Origin of the sequence: Thermaerobacter sp. PB12/4term, from assembly GCF_003403315.2 — a bacterium.
Classification (GTDB): domain Bacteria; phylum Bacillota; class Sulfobacillia; order Thermaerobacterales; family Thermaerobacteraceae; genus Thermaerobacter.
Genome location: NZ_CP048407.1, coordinates 2,595,108 through 2,614,958 on the forward strand (window position 1 = coordinate 2,595,108; position 19,851 = coordinate 2,614,958).

General features: G+C 74.0%; 17 protein-coding genes. All 17 read right to left on the reverse strand.

What is annotated here, in order from left to right; genetic code table 11:
- Nucleotides 1–22 precede the first annotated feature (22 nt).
- The 17 genes from DYI95_RS10815 to hrcA all read right to left on the reverse strand — a co-directional run bounded on the left by DYI95_RS10815 (nucleotide 23) and on the right by hrcA (nucleotide 19,770).
- Nucleotides 23–2,323, reverse strand: coding sequence for an HD family phosphohydrolase (locus tag DYI95_RS10815; RefSeq protein WP_116899782.1), 2,301 nt, complete (start codon nucleotides 2,321–2,323; stop codon nucleotides 23–25).
- A gap of 48 nt (nucleotides 2,324–2,371) precedes the next feature.
- Nucleotides 2,372–3,532, reverse strand: a complete 1,161-nt coding sequence (locus DYI95_RS10820; protein WP_116899892.1) for a PhoH family protein — start codon at nucleotides 3,530–3,532, stop codon at nucleotides 2,372–2,374.
- Nucleotides 3,533–3,783: 251 nt separating this feature from the next.
- Nucleotides 3,784–5,103: a sporulation protein YqfD gene (gene yqfD / locus DYI95_RS10825; RefSeq protein WP_116899781.1), complete on the reverse strand. Its 1,320-nt coding sequence runs from the start codon at nucleotides 5,101–5,103 to the stop codon at nucleotides 3,784–3,786.
- Nucleotides 5,100–5,531 (reverse strand): YabP/YqfC family sporulation protein, encoded by a 432-nt coding sequence (locus tag DYI95_RS10830; RefSeq protein ID WP_116899780.1) that lies wholly within the window; start codon nucleotides 5,529–5,531, stop codon nucleotides 5,100–5,102. The genes yqfD and DYI95_RS10830 overlap by 4 nt, the downstream gene beginning before the upstream one ends.
- A gap of 196 nt (nucleotides 5,532–5,727) precedes the next feature.
- Nucleotides 5,728–6,780: a hypothetical protein gene (locus tag DYI95_RS10835; protein WP_147308085.1), complete on the reverse strand. Its 1,053-nt coding sequence runs from the start codon at nucleotides 6,778–6,780 to the stop codon at nucleotides 5,728–5,730.
- Nucleotides 6,781–6,894: 114 nt separating this feature from the next.
- Entirely contained in the window at nucleotides 6,895–7,896 is a 1,002-nt protein-coding gene (floA, locus tag DYI95_RS10840; protein WP_116899778.1) for a flotillin-like protein FloA, read from the reverse strand.
- A gap of 234 nt (nucleotides 7,897–8,130) precedes the next feature.
- Nucleotides 8,131–9,612: a nodulation protein NfeD gene (locus tag DYI95_RS10845; protein ID WP_116899777.1), complete on the reverse strand. Its 1,482-nt coding sequence runs from the start codon at nucleotides 9,610–9,612 to the stop codon at nucleotides 8,131–8,133.
- Nucleotides 9,613–9,727: 115 nt separating this feature from the next.
- A complete protein-coding gene (locus DYI95_RS10850; protein WP_116899776.1) occupies nucleotides 9,728–10,186 on the reverse strand; it encodes a GatB/YqeY domain-containing protein in 459 nt (152 codons plus the stop codon).
- A 170-nt stretch (nucleotides 10,187–10,356) separates the two neighbouring features.
- Nucleotides 10,357–10,536, reverse strand: coding sequence for a 30S ribosomal protein S21 (rpsU, locus tag DYI95_RS10855; protein WP_006902959.1), 180 nt, complete (start codon nucleotides 10,534–10,536; stop codon nucleotides 10,357–10,359).
- Nucleotides 10,537–10,594: 58 nt separating this feature from the next.
- Nucleotides 10,595–10,939: a histidine triad nucleotide-binding protein gene (locus DYI95_RS10860; RefSeq protein ID WP_006902958.1), complete on the reverse strand. Its 345-nt coding sequence runs from the start codon at nucleotides 10,937–10,939 to the stop codon at nucleotides 10,595–10,597.
- Between the two features lie 126 nt (nucleotides 10,940–11,065).
- A complete protein-coding gene (locus DYI95_RS10865) occupies nucleotides 11,066–12,346 on the reverse strand; it encodes a D-alanine--D-alanine ligase family protein (protein WP_116899775.1) in 1,281 nt (426 codons plus the stop codon).
- 255 nt (nucleotides 12,347–12,601) lie between these two features.
- On the reverse strand, nucleotides 12,602–13,360 hold the full coding sequence (locus DYI95_RS10870; RefSeq protein WP_116899774.1) for a 16S rRNA (uracil(1498)-N(3))-methyltransferase: 759 nt from the start codon (nucleotides 13,358–13,360) through the stop codon (nucleotides 12,602–12,604).
- A 25-nt stretch (nucleotides 13,361–13,385) separates the two neighbouring features.
- Nucleotides 13,386–14,450, reverse strand: coding sequence for a 50S ribosomal protein L11 methyltransferase (locus DYI95_RS10875; RefSeq protein WP_116899891.1), 1,065 nt, complete (start codon nucleotides 14,448–14,450; stop codon nucleotides 13,386–13,388).
- 24 nt (nucleotides 14,451–14,474) lie between these two features.
- A complete protein-coding gene (gene dnaJ / locus DYI95_RS10880) occupies nucleotides 14,475–15,653 on the reverse strand; it encodes a molecular chaperone DnaJ (RefSeq protein ID WP_116899773.1) in 1,179 nt (392 codons plus the stop codon).
- A gap of 143 nt (nucleotides 15,654–15,796) precedes the next feature.
- On the reverse strand, nucleotides 15,797–17,743 hold the full coding sequence (gene dnaK, locus DYI95_RS10885; RefSeq protein ID WP_116899772.1) for a molecular chaperone DnaK: 1,947 nt from the start codon (nucleotides 17,741–17,743) through the stop codon (nucleotides 15,797–15,799).
- A gap of 52 nt (nucleotides 17,744–17,795) precedes the next feature.
- Nucleotides 17,796–18,638, reverse strand: coding sequence for a nucleotide exchange factor GrpE (grpE, locus tag DYI95_RS10890; RefSeq protein WP_116899771.1), 843 nt, complete (start codon nucleotides 18,636–18,638; stop codon nucleotides 17,796–17,798).
- A gap of 109 nt (nucleotides 18,639–18,747) precedes the next feature.
- The gene (gene hrcA, locus DYI95_RS10895; protein ID WP_116899890.1) at nucleotides 18,748–19,770 is read right to left on the reverse strand and encodes a heat-inducible transcriptional repressor HrcA; all 1,023 of its coding nucleotides are present in this window, start codon (nucleotides 19,768–19,770) and stop codon (nucleotides 18,748–18,750) included.
- Between the last annotated feature and the right edge of the window lie 81 nt (nucleotides 19,771–19,851).

Below are 19,851 nucleotides of genomic sequence, written 5' to 3' on the forward strand. Positions count from 1 at the left end.
CTTCGATCTCAGCTGCCCGGTCTCAGTCGCCGCCGTCCGGGGGGCGGTGGCTGCCGGGGCCGCCGGCTCCCGCGGCCGGTCCCGGCGGCTCATCCGCTCCCGTCCCGGCCCGCTCCGGCCCGGCCGGCTCCGGGGCCTGGGGTGGCCGGGACCCGGTCCGGGAGGGCGGCCCTTCCTTGCGCCGGGCCCGCTCCATCTCCTTGAGCACCACCTCAGGGTACTCGATGCGGTGATGGAAGATCCCCGTCAGGACCCGGACGAAGGTGCTGGCGATCCGGTCCAGGTCGCGGAAGGTGAGGTCGGCCCGGTCCAGCTGGCCGTCGTTGAGGCGGTCCTTGATGATCTTGCGCACTACCTGCTCGATGCGGCCCGGGGTCAGATGTCCCAGGGACCGGACTGTCGCCTCCACCCCGTCGGCCAGCATCACCACCGCCGTCTCGCGGGTGGTGGGGGGCGGGCCGTCGTAGCGGAAGTTGCCCTCCAGCACCTGGTCCGGCTCACCCATCTCCTGCGCGCGCCGCAGGAAGTATTCCACCCTGGTGGTCCCGTGGTGCTCCCGGATGAACCGGATGATCTCTTCCGGCAGGCCGTGCTGCCGTGCCAGCTCGATGCCGTCCTTGACGTGGGCGGTGATGATCAGGGCGCTGAGGTTAGGCGACAGCTTGTCATGGGGGTTCTCGCCCCCGAACTGGTTCTCGATGAAGAAGTAGGGGCGCCGGATCTTGCCCACGTCGTGGTAGTAGGCTCCCACCCGCGCCAGCAGGGAGTTCCCGCCGATCTCCTCCACCGCCGCCTCGGCCAGGTTGGCCACCATCAGGCTGTGGTGGTAGGTGCCGGGCGCCTCCACCAGCAGCCGGCGCAGCAGCGGCTGGTTGGGGTTCGCCAGTTCGATCAGGCGGACCGGCGTGACAAGGCCGAAAAAGCTCTCCAGGAAGGGCAGCAGGCCGATGGTGAGAATGGCCGCCAGCAGCCCGCCGAAGGCCGACCAGCCCACCTGCTTCCAGACCTCGAGCCCGGTGAGGGGCGGGCTGCCGAACATCAGGGCCAGGGCCAGGGTCGACGCCGCGTTGACGCCCGCGATGATGGCCCCGGCCCGGATGAAGTCGGACCGGTGCCCCAGGCGGGAGACGGAAAAGGCCGCCGCCGCCCCTCCGAGGAAGGTCACGATGCCGAACCGCAGGCCGTCGCCGGCCATCACCCCCACCGCCACGGAGAGCAGCATGGCCGCCACCAGGGCCGTGCGAGGGTTCAGCAAGACCGCCAGCAACATGGGTCCCGTGGCCACCGGCATCAGGTAGGGCGACACGGGCTGGAGCAGGCGGGCAAAGACCAAGGTGATCACCGGCACCAGGCCGAACAGGACGAACCGCGGTTCGTCCTCGTAAACCCGGCGATCAAAGGTAGCCAGGTACGCGCCCCCGGCCGCCATGCCCAGCAGCACCAGCAGGCCCGTGCCCGCCCAGATGCCCGCCAGGTCCCAGGGGTCTTCCTGCAGCAGGCCCGCGTCCCGCAGGCGGACCATGTCCTCTTCCGTCACCTTCTCCCCGGCTTCCACGATGACCTCGCCGGGGACGATGACCACCGGATCAACCTGTTCCATGGCCCTGCGCCGGGCCTCTTCGGTGCCTTCCCGGTCGAAGATCAGGTTGGGCCGCAGCACGCGGCTGCCCACCTGGCGCATGAACTGCCGCAGGGGCTGGGGGTAGTCCAGGTTCTCGATCTCCTCGCCCAGCCGCAGCCGGGTGGCGGCCAGCTGGTCTTCCTTGATCCCCTGGTCCAGCTCCCGCCGCACCAGCGTCCACAGGTCGCGGCGCATGGCCTCCAGCGTGCCCTTGCCGGCCGCCAGGACGGCGTCCGCCACCTCCGCCGGAAGAGAAAAGCCCAGCCGCTCTTCCAGGCGGCTGCGATCCGCAGCCGTGGGGGCGGCCTCCGCAGGCGCGCCCTGGCCGTCCGCCTGGCCCCGCCGGGCCATGGCGTCCTGCACGGCAGCCACGGCGGCAAAGGCGGCCTCCAGGTCCCGCCGGGCCTGCTCGGCGGCCGAATCGTCCTCCTGGTACTGGTCGGGGACGGCCCGGGCCGCCTCCTGGCGGAGGCGTTCCGTCGCCGGGCGGTCGATGAGCTGCTTGGGCGCCACCAGATCCCGGGGTGCCGCCTGGCCGGGCCGCACCCGCACCTGGGCCGGCGCCACCGCCGTGGCCAGCAGCAGCGTGAAACACAGGAAGAACAGGCCACTCCACATGAAGCGCCGCACCTGGGGCTCCCGCCACTGCTCGCCCAGGTGGCGATCAAGCCACCGCCCCAGGCCGGCAAAACCTCCGTCCATCTTGTCCACTCCCGGCACAGGCGTCGCTCGAGGTGGCCGGGCGGGAGCTCACCGCCCGGCTTGCTGGGCCGGCATCCCGGCGCCAGGACGGCCGGCCGCCTCGCCCGCACCCTGCCCACCGTTGGGGCGCCCTTCCCCGGGGCCACCGGCCGGCGGCACCGCTCCACCCTCCCGGTGCGTCCCGTCGCGGCCGGCCGCAGCCTGTTCTTCCTGGCGCTCGTACGCCTCGTACGCGAGGATGATCTGCTGCACCAGGGGGTGGCGCACCACGTCCCGCTCCGTCAGGTAGACGAACTGGATGCCCTCGATGCCCTTGAGGACCTGCTGGACGTGGGCCAGGCCCGAGTGGCGCCCCCGGGGCAGGTCGACCTGGGTCACGTCGCCCGTCACCACCGCCTTGGAGCCAAAGCCCAGGCGGGTGAGGAACATCTTCATCTGTTCGGGGGTGGTGTTCTGCGCCTCGTCCAGGATGATGAACGAATCGTCCAGGGTACGCCCGCGCATGTAGGCCAGGGGGGCCACCTCGATCAGGCCCCGGTTCATGTACTTCTGGAAGGTCTCGACGCCCAGCATGTCCCACAGCGCATCGTACAGGGGCCGCAGGTAGGGGTCGACCTTCTCCTGGAGATCGCCCGGGAGGAAGCCCAGCTTCTCGCCGGCCTCTACGGCGGGCCGGGTCAGGATGATGCGGGCCACCTGGTGGGCCTTGAGACTGGCGATGGCCACGGCCATGGCCAGATAGGTCTTGCCCGTCCCTGCGGGCCCGATGCCGAAGACGATGCCGTTCTCGCGGATGGCCTCGACGTAACGACGCTGGCCCAGGGTTTTGGGGCGAATCGGCTTGCCCCGGGCCGTGGTCACGATGACGTCGTCGGTCACCTCGGGGATGCGCTCGGCCCGCCCCTCCCGCGCCAGCTGGATGGCGTAACGCACGTCTTCGGGCCCCAGGGCTACCCCGCGCCGCACCTGCTGCAGAAGGCCCTCGAACAGCGTGGCGACCTGCCGCACCTCCTCGGGGCGGCCGCGCAGGCGGATGTGATCACCCCGGGACACGATCTGCACGGGAAAGCTGTCCTGGATCAGGCGCAGGTTCTGGTCCCCGCGCCCGAAGAGCTGCAGCGCTTCGCTGTGGTCCGCCAGGTCGATCACGGCCACGTGGCCTTCGGCGGCCGGCGGCGCCGCACCGTTGGGCTGCCGCGCATCGGGCAAGGAGCCCATCGCCCTCCTTCGTGCGCCGGGTGAGGTCCTCCCGCGCCCCGGGCCCGGCAGGCTGCGCCCCGCGGCGGTGGCGGGTCGAGACCGGCCCGCCACCCCGGCCGCAGGATGAGCGGCCGGCCCTCGCTCACCAACCGGTCCCGCCGCGGGACCGGTTCCGCTTCCGGGAGGGCAGCCGGACAGGGAGCCTCGGGCCTGCGCCCCGAGCCCAGCCCCGGGGCCCATCCCGCCGGAGTCCGCGCCGCCTACCGCGGCTGAAAGGGGCGCTGGACGCCGATGTCCTCGATCACCTCGACGGTGGTGCGGACCCCGGCGAACCCGGCGCCCTGCTGCACCACCTGGCTGCGCACCGCCACCACCCGGCTTCCCGGCGGCAGGCCGGCGGTCACCCGGGCCACCACCTGCCGCTCCACCCGCCGCACCGCCTGCTGAGGTGTCAGCACGTGCCGGGCCAGCACCACCTGGTGGCGCGTTTCCCTGAGCAGTTCGACAGGCGGCGGGCCATCCCTCCAGCCGGGGATGGCCACCAGGACCCGGCGCTCGACCTCGTAGCGTCCTGGATACCCTCGCTGCCAGTATACCGGCAGGCGCCAGGATCCGATACGCAGGACGATTCGGGTCGACGAGCGTCCCGTGCGCACGGGCTGGGTCTGCTCCAGGGATACCTCGCGGTACTCGCTGTACCAGGTCCGGGCCAGCACCCGGCCCAGGGCGGCCACCGGCTTGCCCTGGCTGGGGGACGGGGACGGGCTGCCGCCGCGGCCGGGATCGGGGGGAGGCGGCGGCAGGTAGGCGCCGCGAATCAGGATCTGCCCGGCCTTCACCACCTGGCCGGGCTGGACCACCGGCTCACCCCGCAAGGCCATGACCTGGACGACGACGCCCGGCCGGCGGGCGACCACGTGGGCCGGCCGGTCGGCGGGCATGGCGGGCGGGGGATCCTTTTCCACCACATCCAGCACGACCTTGACGCCGTAACGGGTGATGCCCACCCAGGCCACCCCCGGCACCTCGAGGGGCAGCCGCTCGGCCAGCTGGCGGAGGTCGATGGCATCCTGGCGCACCCCGGGGCGGAGGCCGGCCCGGGCCAGCTCCTGCCGCAACACGGCCTCCGGCAGGTGCTCAAGGCCCCGGATCTCGATGAACCAGATGGCACCGGAGAGGTAATGGACCAGCAGCGCGGTCACCAGGGCGCCCCCCAGCAGCACCTTTCGCCGCTGCAGGCGGCGCCACAAAAAGGGCCAGCCCACCCGCCGGCCGAAGCGCACCCGGCAGCGGGCGGCCCGGGCCACCGGCCGCAGGCCACCCACCTGGCCGGCGGCCACCCAGCCCCGCAGGGACCCGTCTTCCCGCCGGCGCACTCGCCAGAGGACCAGCCCCCGGGCGGCCGCCAGGTTGAGAAAGGCCTCGGGCCCGGTTCGGGGCAGGCCGGGATCGTCACCCGGTGCCGGGGCGGGATCCCCCGGCCGGCGCTTGGACAGGGGGACGAACCGGCGGCCCCGGGGCGAGGGGCTGACGGTCACCTCCACCGCGCCCAGCAAAAACTGCCACAGCCCTCGGGTCACCGGGCCTTCCCTCCCGGACGGGAGGCGCCTCTGCCGGAGAAGCCGCCCGTCCTGCGGGGCCCGGCCCTGCCGCTTTCTTCCCCGCCGCCGGACACCGGCAGGAAGCGCAGCTGTTCCACCTGGCCCTGCAGGCGCAGCTGTTCCCGGTCGATCCGGCCGATGGCCAGCTCCCGGCCCGTGACCTCCAGGCGGCCGCCGGGCACGGCCACCAGCACCCGGCCCGGAGCGAAGAAGAGGACTCCCCGGTGATTCTCAACCACCAGCTCGAGCCCGCCCAGCAAGGTGATGCGGGGAAGGTTGCGTACCGCATCCCGCGGCAGCTCCAGGGCACCGGCAAGGGAGTCCTCCAGGCCCGCCAGCCACTGGCGCCACCCCTCCCCACCGGCGACCCCTCCGCCTGCTCCGCCCCCGCGCCCGTCCCGCGCCAAGGCGCTGCCTCCTTCGTGCACAAGCCTCCGCTGAAGGTTACGGCGGGGGACGGAGGGATATGATGGGCAGGTCATGGCCCCGCACCGGGGTCGGGGGCCTTGCCGGCGGCCACCGGCTCTCCCCGGGCAACGCGGCAGGGGCCGCGGCGTTACCGCGGCCCCTGCCGGACCTGAGTCGTTCGCGGAAGTTCGGGCGTCACGGCTTGCGGCGAAGAGGGGGTTCCGGCGTCCACGGGCGCAGGGCGCGGGGCCGGCCCAGCACCTCCGTCCAGACCCAGGCGGTGCGCAGGGCTTCCCGGCGGGCCGCCGGCGCCATCAGGGCGACCGCGGCCGCCGGCGGCAGGGGTCCCTGCCGGCCGGGAGCGGCCGGGCCCGGCGCGGCACCCCCATCCCCCGTGGCGGCGGCCGCCTGGCCGCCCGGGGCAGCCGTGGCCCCGGCGCCGGCCCGGACGCCTGCCCGGGCGGGAGCCGCGTGCCTTCCGGCAGGCCCCTCCCGGGTGAGCCGGCCCTCGCGGCCCGGCCCGCCCTCCCGGCCGGGGCTTCCCTCTCCGCCGGGAAGGCCCTCCCCGCCGGGGCCGCCCTCGCCGCCCCAGAGGCCCTCACCGCCGGGCACCCCCTCCCGGCCGGCCCGTCCTTCGCCACCCGCCCGCCCTGGACCTCTGCCGCCGGTGCCCGCCCGGCCGGTCAACGGCCGATGTTCCGGCGCCGCCTCGCCCGCCTCCGGGCGGCTGCGGGCCGGCGGCCGGGCTCGCCCGGGTTCGTCGCGGGGCAGCGCGATGTCGGTCTCCCGTAGCAGATCTTCCAGCTGGGACAGGAGGTCACCCCAGAGGTCGCCCCAAAGGTCCCGCCGGGGACCGGTCCGGGGCCCCCGGGCCGGCACCTGCGGGCGGCCGGCCCGCGGCCGCGGGGCCTCTGCTGCAGCGGGGGGACGGTGCCCTGGAGACCTACCGTCCGGGCCGTCCCCTCGGCCCTGAGCAGCCGGGAATCCTGGGGCTTCCGCCCGGCCCGGTTCCCCGAACCCGCGGGGCCGCGCCGACTGCGGGCCGGGCGGCGCCAGCTCCCGCCCGGGCTCCTTGTGCGCTGGGGGCTCCCGCCGTCCGGCCGCGGGGCGGTCCGGTGCCGGCCCGGCCCCTTGACCCGGCCGTTTCCGGTAGAAATCGGCCAGGCCCCGGGCGACGCTGGCCAGGACCCCGAGCAGGATGGCCAGATTGATTCCCGATTCCAGCAGCCACTCCAACCAGCCGTTCACCACCGCCCACCTCCCGGCGCCCGAACCCGGAGGAACCGGCGCGGCGTCGAGCCCTGCCGGCAGCGGCAGCCCCGGGCGCCGGGGAAGCCGCCGGCGCCCGGGCCGCCGCCCGGCTCACGTCTCCTGCCGCGGCGGCACCCCTTCGTCCTGGCCCGGACCGCCCGCCAGGGAGGCACGCATCTCGGTGTCGGCCTGGAGGTTGCGCAGGTTGTAGTAGTCGAACACGCCCAGGCGGCCCTGCCGGAAGGCTTCGGCAATGGCCAGGGGAATCTGGGCCTCGGCCTCGACCACCTTGGCCCGCATTTCCTGGACCCTGGCCCGCATCTCCTGCTCGGCGGCCACCGCCATGGCGCGGCGTTCCTCCGCCTTGGCCTGGGCGATGTTCTTGTCGGCCTCCGCCCGGTCCATCTGCAGCTGGGCGCCGATGTTGCGGCCGACGTCCACGTCGGCGATGTCAATGGACAGGATCTCGAAGGCCGTGCCCGCGTCCAGCCCCTTGCTGAGCACCACCCGGGAGATGGAGTCGGGATTCTCCAGCACCGCCTTGTGGTCTTCGGCGGAGCCGACGGTGGTGACGATGCCCTCGCCCACTCGGGCGATGATGGTCTCCTCGCCGGCGCCGCCCACCAGCCGGTCGATGTTGGCCCTCACGGTGACCCGGGCCTTGACCCGAAGCTCGATGCCGTCCTTGGCCACGGCGGCCACCACGGGCGTCTCCACCACCCGCGGGTTGACGCTGACCTGCACCGCCTGCAGCACGTCACGCCCCGCCAGGTCGATGGCCGCCGCCCGCTCGAAGGTCAGCGGGATCTCCGCCCGCTGGGCGGCGATCAGGGCGTCGACCACCCGGTCCACGTTGCCGCCGGCCAGGTAATGGGCCTCCAGCTTGTCCAGGCTGACGTCGATGCCGGCCTTGTCCGCCTTGATCAGCGGGTTGATGATCCGGTGGGGTGGAACGCGGCGCAGCCGCATCCCGATCAGGGTGATGATGGGCACCCGCACCCCTGCCGCCAGGGCCGAGATCCAGAGCCCCACGGGAATGAAGCTGAACAGGACCGTCAGGCCCACCAGGATGAGGCCGATGCTCACCAGAAGAACCGGCCAGGAAAGATCCATGGTCGTCCCCTCCCCTTGCCTCGCCCTTGCCGCCGCCCGGCGGCTTCGCCCCTCGCACCCGCGGCCCTGGCCGCCGGTCTCCCGCCCTCGTCGACTGCCTGCTGCCGCTGGCCTGGCCCTCGACCGGGGGCCGGCGCCAGGTGACGTCCCGGGCACAGGTGCAGAGGCTGCTTGCCCGGTGGCGCCAGGGGCGCCGCCAGAGCCTGCAGCGGCACCGCCCGGGATCCCGGCACCCTAGTCCCCATGGGACCCCTCTCCGGCCCCCGAGCCGGCAGCGGTGCTGCCACCGGAACCGGCGGCGGGGCCGGAACCGGCCGCGGCGCCAGGGGCCGCCTCCCCGGAACCCCCCGGACCGGTCTCGGGTCCGGCCGCCCGCACCACCACCCGGCGCCCTTCCACCCGGATCACCTCCACCCGCGTCCCGGCGGCCAGGTACTCCCCTTCCGTCACCACATCCACGCGCCGCCCGGCGATGGCCGCCGTCCCCGCCGGCCGCAGCGGAGTGAGGGCCGTTCCTGCCATCCCCACCAGCGCCGGGTCTTCCGCCGTGGCGCGAAAGCCCTCGGCCTCCCCCAGGCGGGTGGGCAGGGCCAGCCGGCGCCAGAGGCCCCTGCGGCCGGCCACCCGGGCCAGGACGATCAGCACCCCGGCGGTCACGGCAAGGCCGATCAAAAGGGATTGCAACCCCCGCACGGGGTCCCCGGTCACCAGCACGATGGCCGCGCCGATGGCCAGCAGCCCGGCCACCCCGAACACGCCGAAGCCCGGCATCAGCAGCTCCACCGCCAGCAACAGCACGCCGACCAGGAAGAGCAGGAGGATCTCCCACCCGGCGATGCCGGCCAGCAGATGGCCGCCGAAGAACAGGGCCAGGCTCAACAGGCCCACGATGCCGGGGAAGCCGAAACCGGGGACGTAGAACTCGGCCACCAGCCCCGCCATGCCGAGGGACAGCAGGATCGGCGCCACCACGGGGTCGGTGACGAACCGGGCCACCCGCTCGGCGGCCGTGGGGGCCAGTTCGTCCACGGGCAGGCCGCTCCACCCTGCTGCCTCCAGGGCGGCTTGGCGGCTGGCCGCCACCCCCTCGATGAAGCCGATCTCCCGCGCCCGCTCGCCGGTGAGGGTGAGGATGTGGCCGCGCTCCACCAGGCCGGGGACGGCCACGTCCTTGTCCACCATGGCGGCGGCCACCTGGGGGTCGCGGCCGCGGCTGCGGGCGGCGGCTTCGAATTCGGCGCGGACGTAGGAGATGGTCTTCTCGTCGGCGGGACGCGGCTCGGCGGCGCCCAGGGTGGCGTCGGGCGCCATGTAGAGGGAGGGAGCGGCGATGGCGATCAGCGCCCCGGCGGAGATGGCGCGGTCGGGAACCCAGGCAGCCACGGGCACCCCGGCCGCGGCTGCGGCGTTGATGGCGTCGCGGATGTCGGTGGCCCCGTCCACCCGGCCGCCGAAGGTGCTGATCTCCAGCAGGACCGCCGCCCGGTCGCGACGGGCTTGTTCCAGCCCCCGGCGGACGAAGCGGGCCAGACCGGGTTCGATGTTGCCGCGCACGGGGATGACCAGCACCCGCTGGGGCGGGCCGCTGGCGGGCGACGCCTCCTGGGCTGCCGCCGGCGGGCCGCCGCCCAGCCCGTGGCCCACCAGGGCGGCCAGCAGGGCCAGCAGGCCGGCCAGCCGCAAAAGGACCGTCCGGAACCGGTTCGGGTTCACCACCTGAGCCTGCCTCCCCCGGTCTCCCCCATGCGATGGGGCCGGCCGAGCCCTGCCGGCCCGGCGGGCCCGTGACCTGTGCGGGCCAGGGTCCTGGCGACCAAGACACCGGGCCCGGCTAGTTCATCCGGCCCAACAGTTCCCGCACGATCCGGCTGGCGTCGCTGCCCTCGGCCCGGCCGCGGATGCGGGGCATCAGCTGGCCCATGACCTTGCCCATGTCCTGCGGCCCCCGGGCGCCCACCTGGGCGATGACCTCTTCCGCCAGCAGGGTGAGCTCGGCCTCGGTCAGCGGCTCGGGCAGGTAGGACGCCAGGACCTGGATCTCTTCCTCCATCTGCTCGACCAGGTCCTGCCGGCCCGCCCGGCGGTACTCCTCCAGGGCCTCCTGGCGCTGGCGCTTCTCCCGCGCCAGGACCTGCAACACCTCGTCATCGCTGAGGGGATGTCCCCGCTCGATCTCCTCGTTCTTGATGGCAGCCCGGGCCATGCGAATGACCGAGAGGCGGGTCTTGCCCGCCTCCCGCGCCTTCATGGCCTCCTTCATGTCCTGTTCCAGGCGCTCCTTCAGGGACATGGGAAGACCTCCCCCGCCGCCCCGTCGCCCCGGTGCCCCAAGTGCCCGCCCCGGGCCCCTCGCCGTGGCGTCTCCCTCCGAGGCACCACCGGTCTTGGGGGACCCGGCCGTCACGGCGCGACCCGGCCGTCACGGCCGTCCCGGGCGGAGCGTCCGGGCGCTCGGCGACCCTAGCGGCTCCGCCGGCGACGGCGGGCGGCATCGCTCTTCTTCTTCCTGCGCACGCTGGGCTTGTCGTAGTGCTCGCGCCGGCGCACCTCGCCGAGAATGCCGGCTTTGCGCAAAGCCTGGCGGAACCGGCGCAGGGCGTCGTCCAGGGTTTCGTTTTCCCGGCGCTTGATCTCGGCCACCCCGGATCCCTCCTTCCCAGCCACGACCTCCGGCCACCGGGGTGGCCGCAGGGAGCCATCAGCCGGGTGGCCACTGCAGGGTGCGACCGCCCAGCACGTGGTAGTGCACGTGGAAGACGGTCTGCAGGGCATCGCGCCCGGTGTTGACCACCACCCGGTACCCGCTCTCGGCCACGCCCACCCGGCGGGCCACCTCGGGGATCACCCGCTGCAGGTGCCCGAGCACGGGGACGTCGTCGTCCCCCGCCTCGTTCAGGGAGGCGATGTGCCGCTTGGGGATCACCAGGACGTGTTGCGGCGCCTGGGGGTTAATGTCCCGGAAGGCGAGGACGTGCTCGTCTTCGTAGACCTTGTCGGCGGGCAACTGCCCCTCGACGATCCGGCAGAACAGGCAATCCGCCACGGGCTTCACCTCCCTGTCCTTGCTCCCGCCGGCGGGATCAAAGCCAGTTTCGCCACACGGGGGCCGGGGTCCTTCAGGTGCCTGGAGGAGCCTCCCGGGCGCCCCCTGCCCGTCTCCCGGGGCGCCTCATGCCCCGTCTCCATAGGTTGTCCGGAGGCGGGCCCGTTCACCATGCCGCTCCAGCGCCAGTTCGATGAGGCGGGTGATCTGGTCGCGATAGGGCAGGCCCGCCGCCTCCCACAGCTTGGGGTACATGCTCAGGGCGGTGAAGCCGGGGATGGTGTTGATCTCGTTGACCAGCAGCCGGCCGGTGGCCCGCTCGAGGAAGAAGTCCACCCGGGCCAGGCCGGCGGCGTCGATGGCCTGGAAGGCCGCGATGGCCAGCCGCTGCATCTCCTCCACCACCCGGGGAGGAAGCTGGGCCGGCACGATCAGGTCCGATCCGCCCTCGGTGTACTTGGCCTGGTAGGTGTAGAACGCGTCCCGGGGCCGGATCTCGCCCGGCACCGAGGCCACGGGGTCGTCGTTGCCCAGCACGCTGATCTCCAGTTCCCGGGCGTCGACGCCGCGCTCGACCACCACCTTGCGGTCGTAGGCGAAGGCCTCGGCCAGGCCGGCCTCCAGGGTGGCCCGGTCGGGACAGCGGGTGATGCCCACGCTGGACCCCAGGTTGGCGGGCTTGGTGAAGCAGGGGTAGCCCAGGGACTGCTCGATGGCGTCCAGCACCGCCGCCGGCTCCCGGCGCCAGCGGGCGGCCGTCACCACCAGGAAGGGCACCACGGGCAGGCCCCGAGCCCGGAAAAGCTCCTTCATGACGGCCTTGTCCATGCCGACGGCCGACGCCATGACGCCGGCCCCCACGTAGGGGATGCCGGCCAGCTCCAGAAGCCCCTGGACGGTGCCGTCTTCACCGAAGGTGCCGTGCAGCACGGGGAAGACCACGTCCAGCGGCTCGAGCCGGCGCCCCTGCACGGGCGCCCCGTCCTCCCCGGCCCCTCCGGCTGCGGACGAACCGGCTCCGCCGCCGGCCTCCAGCAGCAGCAGGCGGGCACCCTGCGGGCCGGGCACCACGGCCAGGGGGATGCCGTCGCCGGGTTCGACCCCCCGCCCTGCCTTCAGCAGGCCCGGCGCATCGTGGGGCAGGATCCAGAGGCCTTCCCGGGTGATCCCGATGGGCACGGGCTCGAACCGCCGCCGATCCATGGCCTCGAAGACGGACCGGGCCGACATCAGGGAGACCTCGTGCTCCCCCGACCGGCCGCCGAACAGGATGCCCACCCGCAGCCGGCGCGGCCCGGGCGCGGCCCCCGGGCCCGCCGCGGCCGGTCCGGTGGCCCTTCCGCCGTCCTCGCGGCGCGGGGCCGGCGTGGGCCCGCCGGCCTGGGGGGCCGCCGCGTGTTCTTTCATGATTTCCCCGCCTTTCCGCAGCCTGCCGTGGCCGCATGGTGTCCGGCAGGCGCCGCCGGCCGGAAGGCCTTCCGGGCGGCGCCACCGGTGCCCGGCCGGCCGGGCACCGCGGCCTGTCACCGGCCCTGCGGCTTCTCATCGATGGTATCTATTCGATGGTATCTATGCAGCAGAGCGCCGGCCATCGCCTGCCGGGGGCCCGGCCCGGAGAGCATCGCGGCCTTCGCCGGCCCATCCCGCGGCGGCCCAGCGGGCCTAACCCAGATCGCCCAGCACGTGCAGCACCAGGCCGGCCACCAGGACCCCCGCCGTCTCGGTGCGCAGGATGCGGGGCCCCAGGGTGACCACCCGGGCGCCGGCCCGCCGGGCAGCCTCGACCTCCCCGGCGTCCCAGCCGCCCTCCGGCCCCACCAGGATCAGCACCCGCCGGCCGGCGGCCGGGCGTCCCCAGGCAGCGGCCGCGGCCTGCAGCTCCTCCCGCAGGCCCCGGGCCTCCTCTTCCTCCCAGGGCATGAGGATCAGGTCCCATGCCTCCCCCCGGGAGAGCAGCCCGTCCAGAGAACAGGGCGGTTCGACCTGCGGCACGGCGGAGCGCTGGGACTGGCGGGCCGCTTCCCGGGCGATGCGCTGCCAGCGCTGGACCCGCTGGGCGGCGCCTGCCTCCCCGGGGCGGCTCACCGAGCGGGCGGCCAGGACGGGCACGAAGCGGGCGACCCCCACCTCCGTGCCGTGCCGTACCACCTCTTCCATTTTTGGTCCCTTGGGCAGGCCCTGTCCCAGGGTGACGGTGACGGGCGGCTCGCTGGAGGGCAGCTCTTCCCGGGCCTCCAGTTGAGGCGGGGAGCCCGGCGCCAGCCGGCCCAGCCACCGCCGGCCGGCGGGCGTGACGGCCACCACGGGATCGCCGGGACGGCGGCGCAGGACGCGCAGCAGGTGGTGGGCGTCGTCGGCAGCCAGAGGCGCCGCGGCACCAGGGGCCAGCTCGCGGTCGACAAAGACGTGGGGGACGAACATGCCCTTTCCTTCCGCCTTCCCGCTCCTACTGCGCCCCGGAGGGCGAACCGGCCGGCGTCCCGTCAATCTTTTCTGGCGCCGTGGCGCCGGGCCGCCGCAGCCGCCAGGCCTCCCAGCCCTCCGCCCGGCGCCGCTCCTCCAGCTGCCAGCCGCGGTCGTGGCAGCGTTCTTCCAGGGCGGCCGTGCCGGCCGCGCCCTCCAGCAGCCCCGAAAGGATGATGGTGCCGCCCGGCCGGGTCAGGGCATCCAGGTCGTCCACCATGCCGGCCAGCACCTCGGCGGTGATGTTGGCCACGGTCAAGGCGGCGGGCAGGTGGCCGGCCCACCCGGCGGGTGGCGCCTGGCGAAGGCCGGCCGGCGTCGCGCAAGCCAGGCCGATCCGCTCCGCGACCCCGTTGGCCGCGGCGTTCTCCCCGGCCACCCGCACGGCCACCGGGTCGATGTCGATGGCCAGCACCCGGGGGGCACCCAGCCGAGCGGCGGCGATGGCCAGGATGCCCGACCCCGTGCCCACGTCCAGCACGCTATCCCGGAGGGAAGCGGGCTCCGGGCCTGCTGCCGGCGCGCCGGCGGCACCCGCGGCATGGGACGGGGCCGCCGGACCGGCGGGGGCTTCCTGGCTCCCGTCTCCCCCCGGCGGCACCAGCACCTCCTCCAGCAGCTCCAGCGCCAGGCGGGTGGAGGCATGCTGCCCCGTGCCAAAGGCCATCCCCGGATCCAGAACCAGGGGCAGCCGGGGACCCGGGTCCACCTGATCCCGCAGCCAGCCGGGGACCACCAGGAGGTGCCGGCCCACGGGCAAGGGCTTGAAGTAGGCCTTCCAGGCATCCGCCCATTCGGCCTCGTCCCGGGCCCGTACCGCCGGCGCCCAGGGCCCGACGGCCGGGAAGACCTGCCGCACCCGCCGCCAGCGCTCCCCCAGCTGCCGGTACCGCTCCTCGAAGCCCTCCTCGGGCAGGTATGCCCGCAGGCGCACGCCACCGTCGCGATCTTCCCAGATCAGGCCGGAGCCCGCGATCTCCACCAGGGCAGCGGCGGCGGCCTCGGCCGCCTGGGCGGGCACGTCGATCACCATCTCCAGCCAGCGCACCGGCAACCCCCCGTCTGGTCCTGCCTACAGGTTGAAGGCGTCCCGCATGCGCTGGAACAGGCCGCGTTCGTCCGATACGGTCTCGCCCCGCAGCCGGGCCAGCTCCAGCAAAAGCTCCCGTTCCCGGTCGGAAAGCCGCCGCGGGATCTCCACCCGCACCCGGACCAGCTGGTCGCCCCGGCCGGTCCCCCTCAGCCGCGGCATGCCCTTGCCCTTGAGCCGGATCACCTCGCCGGGCTGGGTGCCGGGCGGCACCAGCAGCTCCTCTTCGCCGTCCAGGGTGGGGACCCGCAGCCGGGCGCCCAGGGCGGCCTGCGCCATGCCGACGGCCACCTCGGCCACGATGTCGTCGCCCTCCCGCCGGAAGACGGGATGGGGCTTGATGCGGATGCGCACGTACAGGTCACCCGGCGGGCCGCCGCGGCGCCCGGGCTGCCCCTGACCCCGCAGGCGCAGGCGCATGCCGTCGTCGACCCCGGCCGGGATGTCGATCTCCAGGGTGCGGCGCTGGGGCACCTCGCCCCGGCCGCCGCAGGCCCGGCACGCCGCCGCCGCCAGCCGGCCCGCCCCGCCGCAGCGCGGGCAGGTCTGGACGGTGACGAACTGGCCGAAGGGCGTGGTCCGGGCGGTACGCACCTGCCCGCTGCCGCCGCACTGGGGGCAGCTCACCAGCCGGCCGCCCTCGGCGCCCGTGCCGCGGCAGGAGGCGCATTCTTCCGGCCGCTCGACCCGGATCTCCCGGCGGCCGCCGCGGGCGGCCTCTTCCAGGGTGAGCTCCAGCTCCATCTCCAGGTCGGTACCCCGCGCGGGACCGCCCCGCCGGGCCGCCCGCCCGCCGCCGAAGACCGCGTCGAACAGGTCGCCGAGGCCGAAGTTGCCGAAGCCGTCAAAGTCACCGAAGCCGCCGAAGGGACCGAAGCCGCCGCCCGGGCCGCCGGCGGTGCCGAAGCCACCGGCGCCGCCCGGCCAGCCGCCGGCCGCCGGCCCCTCGGCGGTACCGAAGCGGTCGTAGGCCGCTCGCTTCTCGGGGTCGCTCAGGACCTGGTACGCCTCGTTGATCTCCTTGAACCGGCGCTCTGCCTCGGGGTCGCCGGGGTTGGCGTCCGGGTGGTAGCGGCGGGCCAGCCGCCGGTAGGCTTTTTTGATCTCCTCCTGGGAGGCGTCCCGGGACACGCCCAGGATCGCGTAGTAGTCCTTTGCCACGCCGCACCTCCTCCCTCACCGGGCAGGCGCCCGGGCCGGTGCCCCGTCCGGCCGGGAAGCCACACCGCCCCTACCCCGGCCCGGCCCCCAGCCGGCTCCATGGCCTGGGGCGAAAGCCGGCTGCAGCGGCCCCCGGCGGCTGTTCAGTCGCCGCCGGTACCGGTCCGCTCGTCGTCCCTGGACCGGAAGCCCGTGTCGTACACATCGCCCGCCGCGCCGGTGCCGCTGGTCGCCCCGCCGCCCGAACCGGCCCCGTCGCCGGCTGCCGCGGCGCCGCTGCCGGTCGCGGCCGCCTGCTGCTCGTAGATGCGCCGGCCCACCTCCAGCACCGCCTCGGAGAGCTCCTCCGCCCGGCGCCGGATGGTGCTGAGGTCGTCGCCCTGAGCGACCTCTTCCAGCGCCTTGATGCGCTCCTCGATGCGCTGCTTGAGGGCCTCGTCCAGCTTGCCCTCGTTGTCCTTGAGGGTCTTGCGCGCCTGGTAGAGCATGCCGTCCGCCTGGTTGCGCGCCTCGATGAGCTCCTTGCGCTTGCGGTCCTCTTCGGCGTGCTGCTCGGCTTCCCTGATCATCCGCTGGATCTCGTCCTCGGACAGGCCGCCCTGGGACTGGATGGTGATCTTCTGCTCGCGGCCCGTGCCCAGGTCCTTGGCCCGCACGTGGACGATGCCGTTGACGTCGATGTCAAAGGTCACCTCGATCTGCGGCACGCCCCGCGGCGCCGGCGGGATCCCGTCCAGGATGAACCGGCCCAGGGTCTTGTTGTCCCGGGCCAGGGGCCGCTCGCCCTGGACCACGTGGATCTCCACCCGGGTCTGCCCGTCGGCGGCGGTGGAGAAGATCTTCGACTTGGAGGTGGGGATGGCGGTGTTGCGCGGGATCATGGGCTCCACCACGCCGCCCAGCACCTCCACGCCCAGGGTCAGCGGCGTCACGTCGACCAGCACCAGGTCCTTGACCTCGCCGGCCAGCACCCCGGCCTGGATGGCGGCGCCCATGGCCACCACCTCGTCGGGGTTGACGCCCTTGTGGGGCTCCTTGCCGAAGAACTCCCGGATGGCCCGCTGCACCGCGGGGATGCGGGTGGAGCCGCCCACCAGGATGATCTTGTCGATGTCCCCGGGCTTCAGACCGGCGTCCTCCAGGGCACGGCGCGTCGGCCCCATGGTGGCCTCCACCAGGTCCGCCGTCAGCTCCTCGAACTTGGCCCGGGTCAGGGTCATGTCCAGGTGCTTGGGGCCGCTGGCGTCGGCCGTGATGAAGGGCAGGTTGATGTTGGTGCTCAGGGTCGACGACAGCTCGATCTTGGCCTTCTCCGCCGCCTCCTTGAGCCGCTGCAGCGCCATGCGATCCTGGCGCAGATCGATGCCGTGCTCCTTCTTGAACTCCTCGGCCAGCCAGTCGATGATCCGCTGGTCGAAGTCGTCGCCGCCCAGGTGGTTGTTGCCGCTGGTGGCCCGGACCTCGAAGACGCCGTCCCCCAGCTCCAGGATGGACACGTCGAAGGTGCCGCCGCCCAGGTCGAAGACCAGGATCTTCTGGTCTTCCTCCTTGTCCAGGCCGTAGGCCAGGGCGGCCGCCGTGGGCTCGTTGATGATGCGCAGCACCTCGAGGCCGGCGATGCGGCCGGCGTTCTTGGTCGCCTGGCGCTGGGCGTCGTTGAAGTAGGCGGGAACGGTGATCACCGCCTGGGTCACCGGCTCGCCCAGGTAGGCCTCGGCGTCCTGCTTGAGCTTGCGCAGGATCATGGCCGAGATCTCCTCGGGGGAGTAGAGCTTGCCGTCCACCTCCACCCGGGCGTCCCCGTTGGGCCCTTCCACCACCTTGTACGGCACCCGCCCGGCCTCGTCCCGCACCTCGGCGAAGCGCCGCCCCATGAAGCGCTTGATGGAGAAGATGGTCCGCTCGGGGTTGGTCACGGCCTGCCGCTTGGCCACCTGGCCCACCAGCAGCTCGCCGCCCTTGGACCAGCCCACCACGGAAGGAGTCAGGCGGCTCCCCTCGGCGTTGGTGATCACCGTGGGCTCGCCGCCCTCCAGCACCGCCACCACGGAGTTGGTGGTGCCCAGGTCGATGCCCACCACCTTGCCCATGCTACGTCGCCTCCTCCAGCACTCAACCTGCGACCGGTGCCCCGGCTCAGGTTCATCCGGACGAACCGGCCGTCCCCGCGCCCGGGGCCGGCCCCGGCGGCGCCACGGCCACCTTCACCATGGCCGGGCGCAGGGTTCGTCCCCGGTACAGGTAGCCCTTCCGGAACACTTCGATGACGGTCCCGTCGGGATGCTCGGCCGTTTCCTCCCGCGCCACCGCCTCGTGCCGGTAGGGGTCGAAGGGCTGCCCCTGGGCCGCGATGGGTTCCACCCCGGCCTGGCGCAGCACCTCGAGGAACTGCCGGTGGACCATGGCGACCCCCTGCACCACCGGGTGGTCGTCCTCGCCGGCGGCCGCCAGGGCCCGCTCCAGGTTGTCGACCACCGGCAGCAGCGCGCGGGCCAGCTCGGCCTCCGCCTCCTGCCGCCACCGGGACTGCTCTTCCATCATGCGCCGGCGGTAGTTGGTGAAGTCGGCCTGCAGCCGGCGCAGCTGATCCAGGGTCTCCTGGGCCTGCCGCCGGGCCGCCTCGGCCTCCGCCCGGGCCGCAGCAGCCTCGGCCCGCGCCGCCTCGGCTTCCGCCCGGGCCTGATCCAGCTGGCGCCGCGCATCGGCCAGGGCCGCCTCGGCCGCACCCAGGTCCCCCGCCGGCTCGCCCGCGGAGCCGGGGCCAGATTCACCGGACCCTTCCGGCACTGCGTCGAGCCCGGCCGCAGGGCCGCCCGCGGCGTCCCGGCCGGCCGCCTCGACCTCCAGGCTCCCGCCCGGGGCCCCACCGGCAGCGGCCGTCCCGGCCCGGGGCTCGCCGCCGGACTCGCCCGCGGCGGCCCCGCGGGCCTCAGGGACCGGATGACCCGCGCCCCCTGGAGTATTCGTCACCGCCTCACCCGTCACGATGGGCCCTGCCTCCTTCCCAGCGCCCCGCACCGGTCCCGGGTCCCGGACAAAAAAGCCCCGCCACCGGCTGGCAGGGACAAGCTTTCCCGTCCGGCGGCGGGCCCGGTCACCGAACCGACCGCTCGAGGGCTTCGGTCAGCAGCTGGGCCAGCAGCTCCATCAAGCTGGTGATCCGAGGGTAGTGCATCCGCTTGGGGCCGAGCACGGCAATGCGACCGGCCACCTCGCCACCAAGACGGTACGTGGCGCTGACCACGCTGCAGTCGTACAGATCGGGGTACGGATTCTCGTGTCCGATGGTGATGACCAGCTCGTCGTTCCCCTGCCGGCCCAGCAGGTCCCGCACCAGCTCCTGCCGCTCCACCAGCCCCAGCACGGCCTGGGCCCGCTCCAGGTCCTGGAACTCCGGCTGGCGGAACAGGCGGCGCGTGCCCATGACGAAGACCGGGTGGTCGTCGTCCGAGGCCGAAGGCCGCAAGGCCTCCAGCGCCACCTCCAGCAGCGCCCCGCAGGCCGCCAGCTCGTCGTAGAGCTCGCGCAGCACCGTGTGCCCCACCCGGTCCAGGGTCAGGCCGGCCAGGCGCCGGGTCAGGGCCGCCGAGATGCGCTGCAGGTCCGCCTCGCTGGCGGGCTCGGGCAGCTCCAGAAGCCGCTGCTGGACCAGCCCCTCGTCGGTCACCAGGACCAGCACCGCGCGCCGCTCGCTGAGGGGGAGCACCTGCAGGTGCCGGAAGGTCACGGGCTCCACCCGCGGAGCCTCGACCAGAGCCAGGCAGTCCGTGGCCTCGCTGAGGACCTGGGCCGTCTGCCGCAGCAGGCGACCCACCTGGTCGACCCGCTCGGCGTAAAGCCGGCGCAGGCGTTCGACCAGCTCCGGCGGCGGGACCACGGCCTCCATCAGCATGTCGACGAAGAAGCGGTACCCGCGGTCCGACGGGATGCGCCCGGCCGAGGTGTGGGGTTGCTCGAGGAAACCCATCTCCTCCAGATCCGCCATCTCGTTGCGGATGGTGGCCGGGCTGACCCCCAGCCCGTACTTGCGGGCAAGGGTCCGGGAGCCCACGGGCTCCGCCGTGTCGACGTAGTCTTCCACCACCGCTTTGAGGACCTGCTGCTTGCGCCGGTCCATGGTGATTCCCCCCTCGGCTCCGGACCCCGCTTCCCCACCGGGAACCTGCACCTGCCGCAAGCCGGCGGACCCGGGACCCTT

Excerpts from the sequence above, each read along its gene's own strand:
- DYI95_RS10870 (WP_116899774.1), bottom strand. The coding sequence starts at position 13,360 with ATGTTCGTCCCCCACGTCTTTGTCGACCGCGAGCTGGCCCCTGGTGCC.
- DYI95_RS10850 (WP_116899776.1), bottom strand. The coding sequence starts at position 10,186 with ATGTCCCTGAAGGAGCGCCTGGAACAGGACATGAAGGAGGCCATGAAG.
- hrcA (WP_116899890.1), bottom strand. The coding sequence starts at position 19,770 with ATGGACCGGCGCAAGCAGCAGGTCCTCAAAGCGGTGGTGGAAGACTAC.
- floA (WP_116899778.1), bottom strand. The coding sequence starts at position 7,896 with ATGGATCTTTCCTGGCCGGTTCTTCTGGTGAGCATCGGCCTCATCCTG.
- dnaK (WP_116899772.1), bottom strand. The coding sequence starts at position 17,743 with ATGGGCAAGGTGGTGGGCATCGACCTGGGCACCACCAACTCCGTGGTG.
- DYI95_RS10815 (WP_116899782.1), bottom strand. The coding sequence starts at position 2,323 with ATGGACGGAGGTTTTGCCGGCCTGGGGCGGTGGCTTGATCGCCACCTG.
- DYI95_RS10865 (WP_116899775.1), bottom strand. The coding sequence starts at position 12,346 with ATGAAAGAACACGCGGCGGCCCCCCAGGCCGGCGGGCCCACGCCGGCC.